This is a genomic window from Xanthobacter dioxanivorans (assembly GCF_016807805.1).
GTDB classification, from domain to species: domain Bacteria; phylum Pseudomonadota; class Alphaproteobacteria; order Rhizobiales; family Xanthobacteraceae; genus Xanthobacter; species Xanthobacter dioxanivorans.
The window spans coordinates 2,439,292-2,453,116 of record NZ_CP063362.1; the positions used below are offsets into that span (position 1 = coordinate 2,439,292).

Sequence of the window (13,825 nt, forward strand, 5' to 3'; positions counted from 1 at the left end):
GGGTCCCTTCCGGCGGCTGGTGGGCGTGGGCCTCAGGCGCCGCCGGCATAGGTGAGGGCGAGGGCGGTCATGTCGTCGAACTGCGGCGCGGTGCCCGAATAGGCCGCCACCGCATCGAGCAAAGTCGGGATGAAGGCGCCGGCGGGCAGCTGGCGCGCCGCCGCGGCGGCAGCCTCGAGGCGCGCCTCGCCGAACACCGCTTCGCCGGGGTCGATGGCGTCGGTGAGGCCATCGGAGAACAGGAACAGCCGGTCGCCCGGGGCCAGCCGGGTGGTGGCGGCGCGGGTCTTCGCGCCTTCCATGATGGCCAGCGCCATGCCGGTGGCCGCCGGACGATCGATGGTGCCGTCGGCACGCAGGATCATGCAGTCCGTATGGCCGCAACTGCAGTAGGCGAACGCGCCGGTATCGAGATCCAGCACCCCGCAGAAGACGGTGACGAACATGTCCTCGCTGTTGGTGGCGCACAAAAGGTCGTTCACCGCGGCCAGCGCCCGGGCGAGGTCCGGCTCGTTCCGCAGCACCATGCGCAGCGCCGTCTGGGTGGCGCTCATGAACAGGGCGGCCGGGGTGCCCTTGCCCGCCACGTCGCCGAGGCTCACCACGAGGCGCCGCTGGTCGATGAGGAAATAATCGTAGAAGTCGCCGCCCACGTCCTTCGCCGGGCGCATGGCGGCGCAGATGTCCGCCCGCCCGCCCAGGGCCGCGGCGGAAAGCGGCGGCGGCAGCATGGCGCGTTGGATGGCGGCGGCGTTGGCCATCTCCCGCCGCTCGGCGGCCCGGGTCATGATCGCCTGGGCGAGCCGGCGGAACGAGTGCGAGAAGTCCACCAGCTCGGGCAGGGGATTTTGCAGCTCGTCGAGGAGGTGCAGGTCGAAGTCCCGCCGCTCCAGGGCGTTGAGGGCATTGGCGTAGAAGCCGAAGGCGCGGTTGAAGGTCTCGAAGCGCCGGCCGAACTGCCGCATCACCGCCGAGAGCAGCCCGGGATGGGCGCGCCCCGCCGCATCCAGCGCCTGCGACGACAGCCGCACGGCGCGCAGGGGGGTGAGCGCGTCCACGTGGGCGGTGCGGGCGACGCCGGTGAAGGCCGCGATCTCGCCGATGACCGCCGGAGCCTCATGCCGCGCCAGCTCCACATGCTCGTAGGGCGTGTCGATGGTGACCACCGCCGCGCCCTCCAGTACCAGGAGGGCGAAGGTGCCGCGGTCGCCCCGGCGGATCAGGCGCGTGCCCGGGAGGGCGGTGATCACTTCCCCTTCGGCGACCAGCGCGACGAGGGCATCCTCGGGAAAATCGGCGAAATAGGCATGCCGTGCCATGATCCGCGCCGCATCCACGGCCTCGTGCGGGCCGAGGGGGAGGGCCTCCTCGTGTCGTTGCGTCAGCGGCTTCATGGGTTGTCCTCGCGGCGCCGGCACTATAGCGCAGGTCGCCGCGACGCCCTTACTGCAAACGCAGGATGCGAAGGGCCCGCGCGAGCACGGCGAACATCACCGCCGTGGACCAGCCGAACAGGAGCATGCCGTTCGCCGCGGTGATGGGCCCGAGCACGCGCCAGCGGTGCTCGGGCAGCATGTCGCCGTAGCCGAGCGTGGTGAAGTTCACGAAGGCGAAATAATAGGCATCCTTCTCCTGGATCACGCCCAGGACCCCATAGAAGAAGGCCCAGACGGCGACCTCCAGGAAGTGCGCCAGCGTCAGCAGCGTGCCCGACGCGCCCATGACGATGATCAGCGTCATGATCCTGCGGCGCGGCGACAGGTGGCGGGCCGATATATGCGCGATCCTGATCGCGAGCACCGTCACCAGCGCCTGGATGGTGATGGTGCCGAGGCTGGCCAACGCCCCGACCAGGAACTCTTCGTCCAGGAACCAGAACAACGACCCACTCTCCCGCTGCGGCCCGTCCATCGATCGCCCAGGCCCGGTTTGCGGGCAAGAGGCGGCGGCCTATTCGGGCCGGTTTTGGCGGCGCGCATTGATCTTGATCGGTTTGTGTGTATTTTGCGCCGCAATAATCCCTTTCCCGGCGGGCCCGAGCTATTCGGACCCGCGTTTTTGTGCTGGACGACCATGAAGCTGCGCAACATCGCCATCATCGCCCACGTCGACCACGGCAAGACCACGCTGGTGGACGAGCTGCTCAAGCAGTCGGGGTCTTATCGCGAGAATCAGCGCGTGGCCGAGCGCGTGATGGACTCCAACGACCTGGAGAAGGAGCGCGGCATCACCATCCTGGCCAAGGCCACCTCGGTGGTCTGGAAGGACACGCGCATCAACATCGTGGACACCCCCGGCCACGCCGATTTCGGCGGCGAGGTGGAGCGCATCCTGAACATGGTGGACGGCGCCATCGTGCTGGTGGACGCCGCCGAAGGCCCCATGCCGCAGACCAAGTTCGTGGTCGGCAAGGCGCTGAAGATCGGCCTCAAGCCCATCGTGGCCATCAACAAGGTGGACCGCTCCGACGCCCGCGCCACCGAGGTGATCAACGAGGTGTTCGACCTGTTCGCGGCGCTCGACGCCACCGACGAGCAGCTCGACTTCCCCATCCTTTACGGTTCCGGCCGCAACGGCTGGATGGCCGAGAGCCCGGAAGGCCCGTCCGACCAGGGCATGGCGCCCCTGTTCGACCTGGTGCTGAAGCATGTGCCCGAGCCCACCGTGGACGACGGCCCGTTCCGCATGATCGGCACGCTGCTGGAAGCCAACCCCTTCCTCGGCCGCATGATCACCGGGCGCATCACCTCCGGCTCCATCAAGCCGAACCAGGCCATCAAGGTGCTGGCGCAGGACGGCTCGCTGGTGGAGCAGGGCCGGGTCTCCAAGATCCTCGCCTTCCGCGGCATCGAGCGCCAGCCCATCGAGGAGGGCGTGCAGGGCGATATCGTCGCCATCGCCGGCCTGTCCAAGGGCACGGTGGCCGACACCTTCTGCGCGCTCGAAGTGACGCAGCCCATGGCGGCCCAGCCCATCGATCCGCCCACCGTCACCATGACCTTCATCGTCAACGATAGTCCGCTGGCGGGCACCGAGGGCGACAAGGTGACGAGCCGCGTCATCCGCGACCGCCTGCTGCGCGAGGCGGAAGGCAACGTGGCGCTGAAGATCGAGGAATCCAGCGAGAAGGACTCCTTCTTCGTCTCGGGCCGCGGCGAACTCCAGCTCGCGGTGCTGATCGAGACCATGCGCCGCGAGGGCTTCGAGCTCGCCGTGTCGCGGCCGCGCGTGGTGTTCCAGAAGGACGAGGCCACCGGCCAGGCGCTGGAGCCCATCGAGGAAGTCCTCATCGACGTGGACGAGGAATATTCCGGCACCGTCGTGCAGAAGATGAGCGAGCGGCGCGCGGAAATGGTGGAGATGCGCCCCTCCGGCGGCAATCGCCAGCGCCTGGTGTTCTACGCCCCCACCCGCGGCCTCATCGGCTACCAGTCGGAGCTGCTCACCGACACCCGCGGCACCGCGATCATGAACCGGCTGTTCCACGAATACGCCCCCTACAAGGGCGAGATCGCCGGCCGGGTGAACGGCGTGCTGATCGCCAACGAGGCCGGCGAGGCGGTGGCCTATGCCCTGTGGAACCTGGAAGACCGCGGCCCGATGATCATCGAGCCGGGCTGGAAGGTGTATCAGGGCATGCTGGTGGGCATCCACAACCGGGACAACGACCTGGAAGTGAACGTGCTGAAGGGCAAGAAGCTCACCAACATCCGCACCACCTCCAAGGACGAGGCGGTGCGCCTGACCCCACCCATCCGCATGACGCTGGAGCGCGCGCTCGCCTGGATCCAGGACGACGAGCTGGTGGAGGTGACGCCCAAGTCCATCCGCCTGCGCAAGCGCTGGCTCGATCCCAACGACCGCAAGCGCGAGGAGCGCAAGCGCGAGACCGAGATGGCGTGATCGCGAGGCCCTTCCGGGCCGCCGGTCTCAGTTGAACGCAGAAGGCCGGGCGAGGGGCACTCCCTCTCCCGGCCTTCTGCGTTTCAAGCCGGCGAGCGGCAGGCTGTTCGGAGCGCTAGGCCCCCTCTCCCCTTGCGGGAGAGGGCCGGGGTGAGGGGTGTTTCGCCCTTTGTCCCGGCGTGGGGGCTCCTTGCCGACAGACCCTCGCCTCACCCCCAGCCCCTCTCCCGCAAGGGGAGAGGGGAGAAGCGCGCACGCCCGGCGCCGCCTTTCATCCCGCGTGCCTTGGCAGATCACGCCACGTCGTGGCCGGCCAGAAGCTCCAGCGCCTTCACCAGCGCCGAATGGTCCCACTTCGCCCCGCCATGGGCGACGCAGGCGTTGAACAATTCCTGCGCGTTGGCGGTGTTGGGCAGGCTCACGCCGATGGCGCGGGCGCTCTGCAGGGCGAGGTTCAGGTCCTTCTGGTGCAGCTCGATGCGGAAGCCCGGATCGAAGGTGCGCTTGATCATGCGCTCCCCGTGCACTTCCAGGATGCGGGAGGTGGCGAGGCCGCCCATCAGCGCCTGGCGCACCTTGGCCGGGTCGGCGCCCGCCTTGGAGGCGAAGAGCAGGCCTTCCGCCACCGCCTCGATGGTGAGGGCGACGATGATCTGGTTGGCCACCTTGGCGGTCTGGCCGGCGCCGACGCCGCCCACCAGGGTGATGTTCTTGCCCATCTTCTCGAACAGCGGCTTCACCGCCTCGAAGGTGGCGTCCGCGCCGCCGACCATGATGGTGAGGGAGGCGGCCTTGGCGCCCACCTCGCCGCCGGAGACCGGGGCATCGAGATAGTCGCCGCCCTTCTCCGCGATGCGGGCGGCGAAGTCCTTGGTGGCCACCGGGGAGATGGAGCTCATGTCCACCACCACCTTGCCGGCGGAAATTCCCTCGGCGACGCCGACGGGTCCGAACAGCACCTTCTCCACGTCCGGCGTGTCCGGGACCATGGTGATGATGATGTCGGCCTTGCGCGCCACCTCGGCCGGGGAGGAGGCTTCCACCGCGCCCTTGTCGAGCAGCTCCTGCGCCGGCTTCGAGCGGTTGTGGACGAACAGGGTGTGCCCGGCGTCGATGAGGTGGCCCGCCATGGGACGGCCCATGATGCCGAGGCCGATGAAACCGACGTTCATGTGCGTTTCTCCTGAAGAGGCTTCGTTCTGAAGGGCGGCCCGAGGGGCGGGCGCACCTGACGGCGTCAAGCGTCGGACGTTCAGCCCTTGTAGGGGGCGAACCAGCCGAGGCCCGCATCGGTGGTGGTCTTCGGCTTGTATTCGCAGCCGATCCAGCCGTCATAGCCGGTGTCGTCGATGGCCTTGAACAGGAAGGGATAGTTGATCTCCCCCGTGCCCGGCTCGCCACGGCCCGGATTGTCGGCGAGCTGGATGTGCTTGATGCGGGAGATGTTGGCGCGGACGGTGGGGGTGAGGTCCCCCTCCATGATCTGCATGTGGTAGATGTCGTACTGGAAGAAAATGTCGTCCGCGCCCACCTCGTCGAGCAGCGCCAGGGTCTGCTTCGTATGGGTCAGGTGGAAGCCGGGGATGTCCCGCGTGTTGATCGCCTCCACCACGAAGGGGATGCCGGCCTTCTTCAGCTCGGCGGCGGCGAACTTCAGGTTCTTCACCAGCGTCTCGTGCACCTTGTCCGCCGGAACGTCCTTCGGTGTCAGCCCGGCAAGGCAGTTGATGGCCTTGGTGTTGAGGGCCTTCGCATACTCGATGCCCTTGCCCACGCTGTCCTGGAACTCGCCCTCGCGCCCCGGCAGGCAGGCGATGCCGCGCTCGCCGCCGGCCCAGTCGCCGGCCGGCAGGTTGTGCAGGGCCTGGACGAGGCCGTGGGCGGCCAGCTTCTCGGCCAGCACTTCCTTGTCGTAGGCGTAGGGGAACAGGTATTCGACCCCCTTGAAGCCGGCCTTCGCCGCCTTTTCAAACCGGTCGAGGAAGTCGATCTCGTTCCACAGCATGGTGAGATTGGCGGCGAACTTGGGCATGCGTCTCTCCGCGGGCTGAGCCTTGGGCTTTTTTCAAGGGGGCGCAGGATGCCGCGCCTTCGCCACCGTCATGCCCCGGCTTGTCGGGGGCATCCACGGTTTTCTTCGGAAGGCGCTCCTGCGGCGAAGGCAATCCCCCGGACAAGCCGGGGGATGACGTCCTGTGGATGGGGAAGCCGCCGGCGAGCGGCGGCGCGCCGCGCCCGCTTATTCCGCCGGCTCGAGGGCACGGGCCTCGGCGAGGGGAACGTCGAGGATTTCCTCGAACTCGTTGACGGCGTTGATCTCCAGGCCCATGGCGATGTTGGTCACGCGCTCCAGGATGAATTCGATCACCACCGGCACCTGATGCTCGGCCATGAGCTTCTCGGCCGAGGCGAAGGCTTCCTTGAACTCGTTGGGCGTGCGCACGCGGATCGCCTTGCAACCCAGGCCCTCGGCCACCGCCACATGGTCCACGCCATAGGCGCCGATCTCTTCCGAATTGATGTTGTCGAAGGCGAGGCTCACCTCGAAGTCCATGTTGAAGCCGCGTTGGGCCTGGCGGATGAGGCCGAGATAGGAATTGTTCACCACCACGTGCAGGTAGGGCAGCTTGTGCTGCGCGCCCACCGCCAGCTCCTCGATGAGGAACTGGAAGTCGTAGTCCCCCGAGAGCGCCACGATCTTGGCCTCGGGCCGGGCCGCGCGCACGCCGAGGGCCGCCGGCAGGGTCCAGCCCAGCGGGCCGGCCTGGCCGCAATTGATCCAGTGGCGCGGATTGTAGACGTGCAGGAACTGCGCGCCGGCGATCTGCGACAGGCCGATGGTGGTGACGTAGACCACGTCGCGGCCCAGCGCCTCGTTCATCTCCTCGTAGACGCGCTGCGGCTTCAGCGGCACCACGTCGAAGTGCGACTTGCGCAGCATGGTCTGCTTGCGGCCGAGGCAGTCCTGCGCCCAGGCCGACCAGTCCGGCAGCCGGCCCTGCGCCTTCAGCGCCTTCGCCGCGATCACGAACAGCTCCAGGGCGGCCCTGGCGTCGGAGACGATGCCGAAGTCCGGCCCGAACACCCGGCCGATCTGGGTGGGCTCGATGTCCACGTGGATGAACCGGCGGCCCGTCGTGTAGACGTCCACCGAGCCGGTATGGCGGTTGGCCCAGCGGTTGCCGATGCCGACCACGAAGTCGGACGCCAGGAGATTGGCGTTGCCATAGCGGTGCGAGGTCTGCAGGCCGCACATGCCGGCCATCAGCGGATGGTCGTCGGGAATGGTACCCCAGCCCATGAGGGTGGGGATGACCGGGATGCCGGTCAGCTCGGCGAACTCCACCAGCAGGCCGGAGGCATCGGCATTGATGATGCCGCCGCCGGCCACGATCAGCGGCCGCTCGGCGGAGACGATCATCTCCATGGCCTTGTCGATCTGCGCCGGCGTTGCGGCGGGCTTGTAGACCGGCAGGGGGGCGTAGGTCTCCTCGTCGAACTCGATCTCGGCCAGCTGCACGTCGATGGGCAGGTCGATGAGCACCGGGCCGGGGCGGCCGGAGCGCATCGCGTGGAAGGCCTGCTGGAACACCATGGGCACGAGGGCCGGCTCGCGCACGGTCACCGCCCATTTGGTGACCGGCTTGGCGATGGACTCAATGTCCACCGCCTGGAAGTCTTCCTTGTAGAGCCGGGCCCGCGGCGCCTGGCCGGTGATGCACAGGATCGGGATGGAATCGGCGGAGGCCGAATAGAGGCCGGTGATCATGTCGGTGCCGGCGGGGCCGGAGGTGCCGATGCACACGCCGATATTGCCGGCCACGGCGCGGGTGTAGCCCTCCGCCATGTGGGAGGCGCCCTCCACGTGGCGCGCCAGCACGTGGCGGACGGAGCCGCGCGCCTTCAAGGCGGAATAGAGCGGGTTGATGGCGGCGCCGGGTACTCCGAAGGTGCAGCTGATGCCTTCCTTCTCCAGGACGCGGACGGCGGCGTCGACGGCACGCATGCGGGCCATGGCATTCCTCCTCGGCTCTTATTCGACTTGGGGTCTTTTTTGACTTGCATATGGGATACGCCCCGGCCGTCTTCGCTTCTATGGGAAGAACCGGAATGACATTGATGCCCTGGGAGAAATAATCGTGCGCCGGCGTCATTCTCCATCGCCGGAGGGAATGCTACGGTGCGGCGTCACAAGCTTGGAGAGGGCGCGCCGATGCTGGGGGCGGAACGGGTTCGCGGTCGGGTTCGCTGTGCGGCCGCCGCGGCCGGCATCGCGACGGGGATGATGGCGTTCGCGCCGGGGGCGGGCGCGCAGGCGCTGGGCGAATTGTCGTGCCGGGCGCTGTGGGTCCAGCGCAACGCCGTCTATGCCGAGCAGGGCTATTGCTTCAAGACCAAGGATGCCATCGCCACCTTCGGCGAGCGCTGCTATGCGCCCTACGGCCAGCTCACCCCCGACCAGCAGCGCTACGTGGACCAGGTGAAGGCCTGGGAGGCGCGCAAGGGGTGCCGGTGACACCGGCCGCCGCCGCGCGGAAATCCCTGCGAATGGATCGCATCGCGTGAAGACATGGTATAGGTGGACCGCCCGCCCCACCGGGGGCGTCCCTTCCGGACGCCCACCGGGATTGCGCCTTCAGGCGCCCCCGACAACACCGCCAAGACGCCCATGACCGACATCGCCACGCGCGTCTACAACCACACCTGGAAGATCGACCCCATCGTGCGGTCCGTGCTCGACACGGATTTCTACAAGCTGCTGATGGGACAGACGATCTTCAACCGCCACCGCACGACGCGGGTCACCTTCGGCATCCACAACCGCTCGACCCGGATCCGGCTCGCCGACATCATCGACATCGGGGCGCTCCGCGAGCAGCTCGACCATGTGCGCTCGCTCTCCCTCACGCGGGGGGAGAGCACCTGGCTGCGCGGCAACATGTTCTACGGCAAGCGGCAGATGTTCTCGCCGGACTACATCGCCTGGCTCGAGGGCTTCCGCTTCCCCGCCTATCACCTGGAAAAGTGGGACGGGCAGTACGAGCTCAGCTTCGAGGGGCCGTGGGTCGAGACCACCATGTGGGAGATCCCGGCGCTCGCCATCATCAACGAGCTGCGCTCGCGCGCGGTGCTCAAGGACATGGGCAAGTTCGAGCTGCAGATCCTCTATGCCCGCGCCATGGCGCGGGTGTGGGAGAAGGTGGAATTCCTCAAGACCCTCGCGCCGGTGAACATCGCCGATTTCGGCACCCGCCGGCGCCACGGCTTCCTGTGGCAGGACTGGTGCGTTCAGGCGCTCATCGAAGGGCTGGGGGAGGGCTTCCTCGGCACCTCCAACTGCCTCATCGCCATGCGTCGCGAGGTGGAGGCCACGGGCACCAACGCCCACGAACTGCCCATGGTCTATGCCGCGCTCGCCCGCAACGAGCAGGAGCTGCGCTGGGCGCCCTACCAGGTGCTGGCCGACTGGCAGGAGGATTATGACGGCAACCTGCGCGTCATCCTGCCCGACACCTATGGGACCAGCGGCTTCCTCGCCCACGCCCCCGATTGGGTGGCCCACTGGACCGGCATCCGCATCGACAGCAAGGACCCGGTGGAGGGCGGCGAGGAGGCCATCGCCTGGTGGCGGACCCGGGGGCAGGACCCGCGGGACAAGCTCGCCATCTTCTCCGACGCCCTCGACGCGGACGAGGTGGCGCGCATCCATCACGCCTTCAAGGGCCGCATCCGCCTCGGCTTCGGCTGGGGCACGCTGCTCACCAACGATTTCCGCGGCCTCGCCGCGCATGGGGCGCTGGATCCCATCTCCATCGTCTGCAAGGTCATCTCGGCCAACGGGCGGGCGGCGGTGAAGCTCTCCGACAACCCGACCAAGGCCATGGGGCCCGCCGCCGAGATCGAGCGCTACAAGCGCGTGTTCGAGGTGGGCGAGCAGGTGGCCCGCCGCGCCGTCGTCTGACCCGCTCCCGCCGGGCCCCGCCGCTGCCGTCGCGGCGCCGGCTGGCGTCCGCGCGCCGCTCTTGCACCAAAGGACGCGTGAGTGTGGACGCGTGATTGTCCTTTAAGTGCATCGATTTTGCGGTATAATGAAATTATACACTTTATTTGCATGTGATTTTGGAGATCAAAATGGCAACGCTGCGGCTTGGCGACGTGGTTCCCGATTTCGAGGCCCAGACCACGGAAGGCCCGATCAAGTTTCACGAATGGCTCGGCGACAGCTGGGGCATCCTGTTCTCCCACCCGAAGAACTTCACCCCGGTGTGCACCACCGAGCTGGGCCAGGCCTCCCACCTCAAGGGTGAGTTCGAAAAGCGCGGCGTGAAGCTGATCGGCCTGTCGGTGGACACCATCGAGAACCACCCGGCCTGGGTCGGCGACATCAAGGACGCCACCGGCGCCACCTTGAACTTCCCGCTCATCGCCGACGCGGACAAGAAGGTTTCCGACCTCTACGACCTCATCCACCCGAACGCGAGCGACACCGCCACCGTGCGCTCGGTGTTCGTCATCGGCCCGGACAAGAAGCTGAAGCTGTCCCTCACCTACCCGGCTTCCACCGGGCGCAACTTCACCGAGATCCTGCGGGTGGTGGACAGCCTCCAACTCACCGCCAAGCACTCGGTGGCCACGCCGGTGGACTGGAAGCACGGCGAGGACGTCATCATCGTCCCCTCCCTCACCGACGATGCGGCGAAGGCGAAGTTTCCGGACGGCTGGAAGACGGTGAAGCCCTATCTGCGCGTGGTGCGCCAGCCGGGGGCGTGAACCGGAGCGGGACCTCCGCCGGGGCCTTCCCTGCGGGGGCTTCTCTTCGGGGGGCTCCGCACCCGCATCCCCGTCCCGACGAGTCTGGAACCAGGACCATCCGGCCGGCGTAGCGCCGGCCGGATTTTTATCAGGCCGACATGATGTAGTCGCGCAGCTGCGCGCTCTCGCGCTCCATCTCCTCCACCCGGAACTTCACCACGTCGCCGATGGAGATGATGCCGACCAGCCGGTCGCCCGACACCACCGGAACGTGACGGAAGCGCCCGCGCGTCATACGCTCCATGATCACGGGAACGGTCTCGTCCGGCGTGCAGGTCACCACCGCCCGCGTCATGATCGCGCTCAACGGCTCGTCGAGCACCGCGATGCCGCGCTCGCCGATGAGGCGCACCACGTCGCGCTCGGAGATGATGCCCTCGACGCCCATCTGGGGATCCACCACCACGATGGCGCCGATGCGATTCTCCGCAAGGCGCGCCACCGCGTCACCGAGGCTGGCGTCCTGTGCGATGGTGACGATATCGTTGCCCTTGCGGCTGAGGATGACGCTGACGGTCATGGCGTACACTCCCTTCGCGGATCCAGGGGCCGCCTCCGCCGGGCGGCTTTTTCTGGAATGTCTCCGAAAGAGGAATGATCCCCCGCATTGTCCTGTGACGCAAGGGCGCAGGCGTACCCGACGTTGCATTCATCCCGTGCAAGGATGTGCCGGCGCGGCCTGCGGCGGCGGGGCGTCAGGCGGTCCGGCTGCGCGGCACCGGGTCGAACAGCGAGAACAGCAGCAGCCCGGCGACGAAGCCGCCCACATGGGCCTGCCAGGCGATCTCCGCGCCGTCCGCGCCCGGCATGGAGATGCCGAACGCGAACAACAGGTTGAGCGCGAACCAGGCGCCGACGAAGGTCAGCACGCGGGTGTCGCGGAAGTTCTGCGCCAGCGAGCCGGCGGGCAGGTGGTCGGCGAAGATGCTGCGCGCGCCCGAGAGCGCCGCGCCGGGCGCGAACGCGAACCGCACCGCGGCCGCCATGGCGCCGGACACCGCCGCCGAGGCGCCGATGAGGGGCACCAGCGCGTCCGGATGGGTGAAGTAGTGCGCGCCCGCTCCCGCCGCCGCCGTCACCGCGCAGAACACGGTGAATCGCACGGAGCCGAACCGCCGCGCCACCGGCGTGCCGAAGGCGAGCAGCCAGACGAGATTAACGATGAGGTGCATCCAGTTGGCATGGAGCAGCGCGTAGGTCACCACCGACCACACCTTCGGGCCCCAGCCGCCGGGCAGATAGAACATGGTGTCCGGCAGGCCGTAGCGGGCGGGGATGAAGGCGAAATAGGTGAGCACCTCGATGTCCGCGTCGTCGGACAGGACCAGGGTGCGCACGGCGTGCACGCCGACGAGCACGAGCGTCATCGCCGCCACCGCGCCGGGCACGTTGAAGATGGGTTGCCGGTGCGGCACGCCGAAGGCGGGAGGAAGAGGGTGGGGCACGCTGTGCACATAGGCAGAGGCGCGGGACGCGGCAAGGGAAAACCGTGACCGCGGCGGGAGCTCGGGTGGCGCGGCGCACAGCCGCTCGCCCGCGCGCGGCCCCGACAAAACGCCGCACGGGTTGTGGGTATCCGGCGACCGGACGCGTTAAGGTTAATCGAAGGTTGACGGCGCAAATACGGCGGTGATCGGGCATTATCATTTCATTAACCCGGTTGGACCCCGCCTTCGGACCCCCCGCCATGTCGAAGCAAATCCTGCAACGGCCTATCCTGTCCCTGATTGCCGTCCTGCTGCTGATGGCCGCGGGCGCGTCGGGCGTCGGGGCGCAGGAGACCCGCTTTGCCAATCTTTCGCCGGCTTTCGCGCCCCGCCACCTGATGGATGGGCGCGCCACCACGGCCCCCATGGGGTTCGTGCGCTTCTGCAGCCAGAGCCCCCATGAATGCGATGTCATGGGCAACGGCCCGCTGGCGATGCGGCTCGACGCCCAGCGCAACGCGGAGCTGGAGCGCGTCAACCGCACCGTGAACGAGGCCATCCAGCCGGAGACCGACCTCGACCATTTCGGCGAGACCGAGCGCTGGGCCTATCCCGACGACGGGCGCGGCGATTGCGAGGACTATGTGCTCGAGAAGCGGCGGCGGCTGATCAACATGGGCTGGCCGTCCTCGGTCCTGCTCATCACCGTGGTGCGCGACCATGAGGGCGACGGGCACGCGGTGCTCACCGTCATCACCGACCGGGGTGATCTCATCCTCGACAACCAGGAGGCGGAGATCGTGTCCTGGAAGGATACCGGCTACCGCTTCGTCAAGCGGCAGTCGCAGGCGTCTCCGTCGGCCTGGGTTTCGCTCGGCGAGACGGCCGTGCCGCCGGCGGTGGCCGGCACCGGCCGCTGACAGCTTTCCGATCGGCCGGGCCCAGGCCCGCCGGTTGCGAGGACGGGCTGGAACCGACGCCGCGGTTCCAGCCCGTTCGCATTCCGGGCGCTCGAGATTGCCGCGAGCGTGCGGTTTTCCGGATGGGCGCGGGCGCTTCGCCGGTGCATCCAGTTGGTGCACCCAGTCGGTGCGTTCAGTCGATGCGCTTCAGGCCCTTGGCGTAGCGCTGGTAATTGTGCTGGTAGTGCTCCGCCGTGCGGGTCAGGCGGGTCGCCGCCTCGGCATCGAGCGTGCGCACCGCCTTGGCCGGGGTGCCGACGATGAGGGAATAGGGCTCGAAGGCCTTGCCCTCCGTCACCAGCGCCATGGAGCCCACGAGGCAGTTGTCGGCGATCCGGGCGCCGTTGAGCACCGTCGCGCCCATGCCGATGAGGCTATTGTCGCCCACCGTGCAGCCATGCAGCATGGCCATGTGCCCCACCGTCACATTGGTGCCCAGGGTGAGCGGGAAGCCCGGATCGGTGTGAAGGACGCTGTTTTCCTGGATGTTGGAGCCTTCGCCCACCACGATGGGCTCGTTGTCGCCGCGCAGGATGGCGCCGAACCACACGCTCGCTCCCTCCTTCAGAACGACCCGTCCGATGATCACCGCATCCGGTGCGATCCAGTAATTGCCGGACGCGGGAAACTCGGGGGCGATTCCGTCGATGGAATAGATGGGCATAGAGGCTCCTCCGAACGCGGAGTCCGGCGCGGCCGCCCCTTGCGACGCTGACGGCC

Annotated in this window: 13 protein-coding genes; 5 read left to right on the forward strand and 8 right to left on the reverse strand. The window is 67.9% G+C overall.

The window, feature by feature from the left end; translation table 11 throughout:
- Window positions 1-32 precede the first annotated feature (32 nt).
- Both EZH22_RS11555 and EZH22_RS11560 read right to left on the reverse strand, forming a co-directional pair.
- Window positions 33-1,394 (reverse strand): PP2C family protein-serine/threonine phosphatase, encoded by a 1,362-nt coding sequence (locus tag EZH22_RS11555; protein ID WP_203195760.1) that lies wholly within the window; start codon window positions 1,392-1,394, stop codon window positions 33-35.
- A gap of 49 nt (window positions 1,395-1,443) precedes the next feature.
- On the reverse strand, window positions 1,444-1,881 hold the full coding sequence (locus EZH22_RS11560) for a potassium channel family protein (protein WP_231711427.1): 438 nt from the start codon (window positions 1,879-1,881) through the stop codon (window positions 1,444-1,446).
- Between the two features lie 192 nt (window positions 1,882-2,073).
- Between EZH22_RS11560 and typA the strand changes: the two genes are divergently transcribed.
- Window positions 2,074-3,903 (forward strand): translational GTPase TypA, encoded by a 1,830-nt coding sequence (typA, locus tag EZH22_RS11565; protein ID WP_203195762.1) that lies wholly within the window; start codon window positions 2,074-2,076, stop codon window positions 3,901-3,903.
- Window positions 3,904-4,196: 293 nt separating this feature from the next.
- On the opposite strand, the gene EZH22_RS11570 is transcribed toward typA, so the two are convergent.
- The 3 genes from EZH22_RS11570 to gcl form a co-directional block, all read right to left on the reverse strand.
- Window positions 4,197-5,075, reverse strand: coding sequence for a 2-hydroxy-3-oxopropionate reductase (locus tag EZH22_RS11570; protein ID WP_203195763.1), 879 nt, complete (start codon window positions 5,073-5,075; stop codon window positions 4,197-4,199).
- 80 nt (window positions 5,076-5,155) lie between these two features.
- Window positions 5,156-5,935 (reverse strand): hydroxypyruvate isomerase, encoded by a 780-nt coding sequence (gene hyi / locus EZH22_RS11575; protein WP_203195764.1) that lies wholly within the window; start codon window positions 5,933-5,935, stop codon window positions 5,156-5,158.
- A 207-nt stretch (window positions 5,936-6,142) separates the two neighbouring features.
- Entirely contained in the window at window positions 6,143-7,918 is a 1,776-nt protein-coding gene (gcl, locus tag EZH22_RS11580) for a glyoxylate carboligase (protein WP_203195765.1), read from the reverse strand.
- 267 nt (window positions 7,919-8,185) lie between these two features.
- Between gcl and EZH22_RS11585 the strand changes: the two genes are divergently transcribed.
- From EZH22_RS11585 to EZH22_RS11595, 3 genes are all read left to right on the forward strand, one after another.
- Window positions 8,186-8,419 carry a YARHG domain-containing protein gene (locus tag EZH22_RS11585; RefSeq protein WP_203195766.1) on the forward strand — a complete coding sequence of 78 codons (234 nt, stop codon included), beginning with the start codon at window positions 8,186-8,188 and terminating at the stop codon, window positions 8,417-8,419.
- 153 nt (window positions 8,420-8,572) lie between these two features.
- Window positions 8,573-9,865 carry a nicotinate phosphoribosyltransferase gene (gene pncB, locus EZH22_RS11590; RefSeq protein ID WP_203195767.1) on the forward strand — a complete coding sequence of 431 codons (1,293 nt, stop codon included), beginning with the start codon at window positions 8,573-8,575 and terminating at the stop codon, window positions 9,863-9,865.
- Between the two features lie 170 nt (window positions 9,866-10,035).
- Window positions 10,036-10,674 carry a peroxiredoxin gene (locus EZH22_RS11595; RefSeq protein ID WP_203195768.1) on the forward strand — a complete coding sequence of 213 codons (639 nt, stop codon included), beginning with the start codon at window positions 10,036-10,038 and terminating at the stop codon, window positions 10,672-10,674.
- Between the two features lie 130 nt (window positions 10,675-10,804).
- Here EZH22_RS11595 and EZH22_RS11600 read toward each other — a convergent pair whose 3' ends face one another.
- Together EZH22_RS11600 and EZH22_RS11605 are read right to left on the reverse strand one after the other, a co-directional pair.
- Window positions 10,805-11,236, reverse strand: a complete 432-nt coding sequence (locus EZH22_RS11600) for a CBS domain-containing protein (protein ID WP_203195769.1) — start codon at window positions 11,234-11,236, stop codon at window positions 10,805-10,807.
- Between the two features lie 175 nt (window positions 11,237-11,411).
- Entirely contained in the window at window positions 11,412-12,161 is a 750-nt protein-coding gene (locus EZH22_RS11605; RefSeq protein WP_231711428.1) for a rhomboid family intramembrane serine protease, read from the reverse strand.
- Between the two features lie 242 nt (window positions 12,162-12,403).
- Between EZH22_RS11605 and EZH22_RS11610 the strand changes: the two genes are divergently transcribed.
- Window positions 12,404-13,063, forward strand: coding sequence for a transglutaminase-like cysteine peptidase (locus EZH22_RS11610; protein WP_203195770.1), 660 nt, complete (start codon window positions 12,404-12,406; stop codon window positions 13,061-13,063).
- A 175-nt stretch (window positions 13,064-13,238) separates the two neighbouring features.
- On the opposite strand, the gene EZH22_RS11615 is transcribed toward EZH22_RS11610, so the two are convergent.
- Window positions 13,239-13,769, reverse strand: a complete 531-nt coding sequence (locus tag EZH22_RS11615; protein WP_203195771.1) for a gamma carbonic anhydrase family protein — start codon at window positions 13,767-13,769, stop codon at window positions 13,239-13,241.
- Window positions 13,770-13,825: the final 56 nt, after the last annotated feature.

Bases quoted from the DNA above. Each gene is read 5' to 3' on its own strand.
- EZH22_RS11610 (WP_203195770.1), top strand. From the start codon at position 12,404: ATGTCGAAGCAAATCCTGCAACGGCCTATCCTGTCCCTGATTGCCGTC.
- pncB (WP_203195767.1), top strand. From the start codon at position 8,573: ATGACCGACATCGCCACGCGCGTCTACAACCACACCTGGAAGATCGAC.
- gcl (WP_203195765.1), bottom strand. From the start codon at position 7,918: ATGGCCCGCATGCGTGCCGTCGACGCCGCCGTCCGCGTCCTGGAGAAG.
- typA (WP_203195762.1), top strand. From the start codon at position 2,074: ATGAAGCTGCGCAACATCGCCATCATCGCCCACGTCGACCACGGCAAG.
- EZH22_RS11595 (WP_203195768.1), top strand. From the start codon at position 10,036: ATGGCAACGCTGCGGCTTGGCGACGTGGTTCCCGATTTCGAGGCCCAG.
- EZH22_RS11585 (WP_203195766.1), top strand. From the start codon at position 8,186: ATGATGGCGTTCGCGCCGGGGGCGGGCGCGCAGGCGCTGGGCGAATTG.
- hyi (WP_203195764.1), bottom strand. From the start codon at position 5,935: ATGCCCAAGTTCGCCGCCAATCTCACCATGCTGTGGAACGAGATCGAC.
- EZH22_RS11570 (WP_203195763.1), bottom strand. From the start codon at position 5,075: ATGAACGTCGGTTTCATCGGCCTCGGCATCATGGGCCGTCCCATGGCG.
- EZH22_RS11615 (WP_203195771.1), bottom strand. From the start codon at position 13,769: ATGCCCATCTATTCCATCGACGGAATCGCCCCCGAGTTTCCCGCGTCC.
- EZH22_RS11600 (WP_203195769.1), bottom strand. From the start codon at position 11,236: ATGACCGTCAGCGTCATCCTCAGCCGCAAGGGCAACGATATCGTCACC.
- EZH22_RS11555 (WP_203195760.1), bottom strand. From the start codon at position 1,394: ATGAAGCCGCTGACGCAACGACACGAGGAGGCCCTCCCCCTCGGCCCG.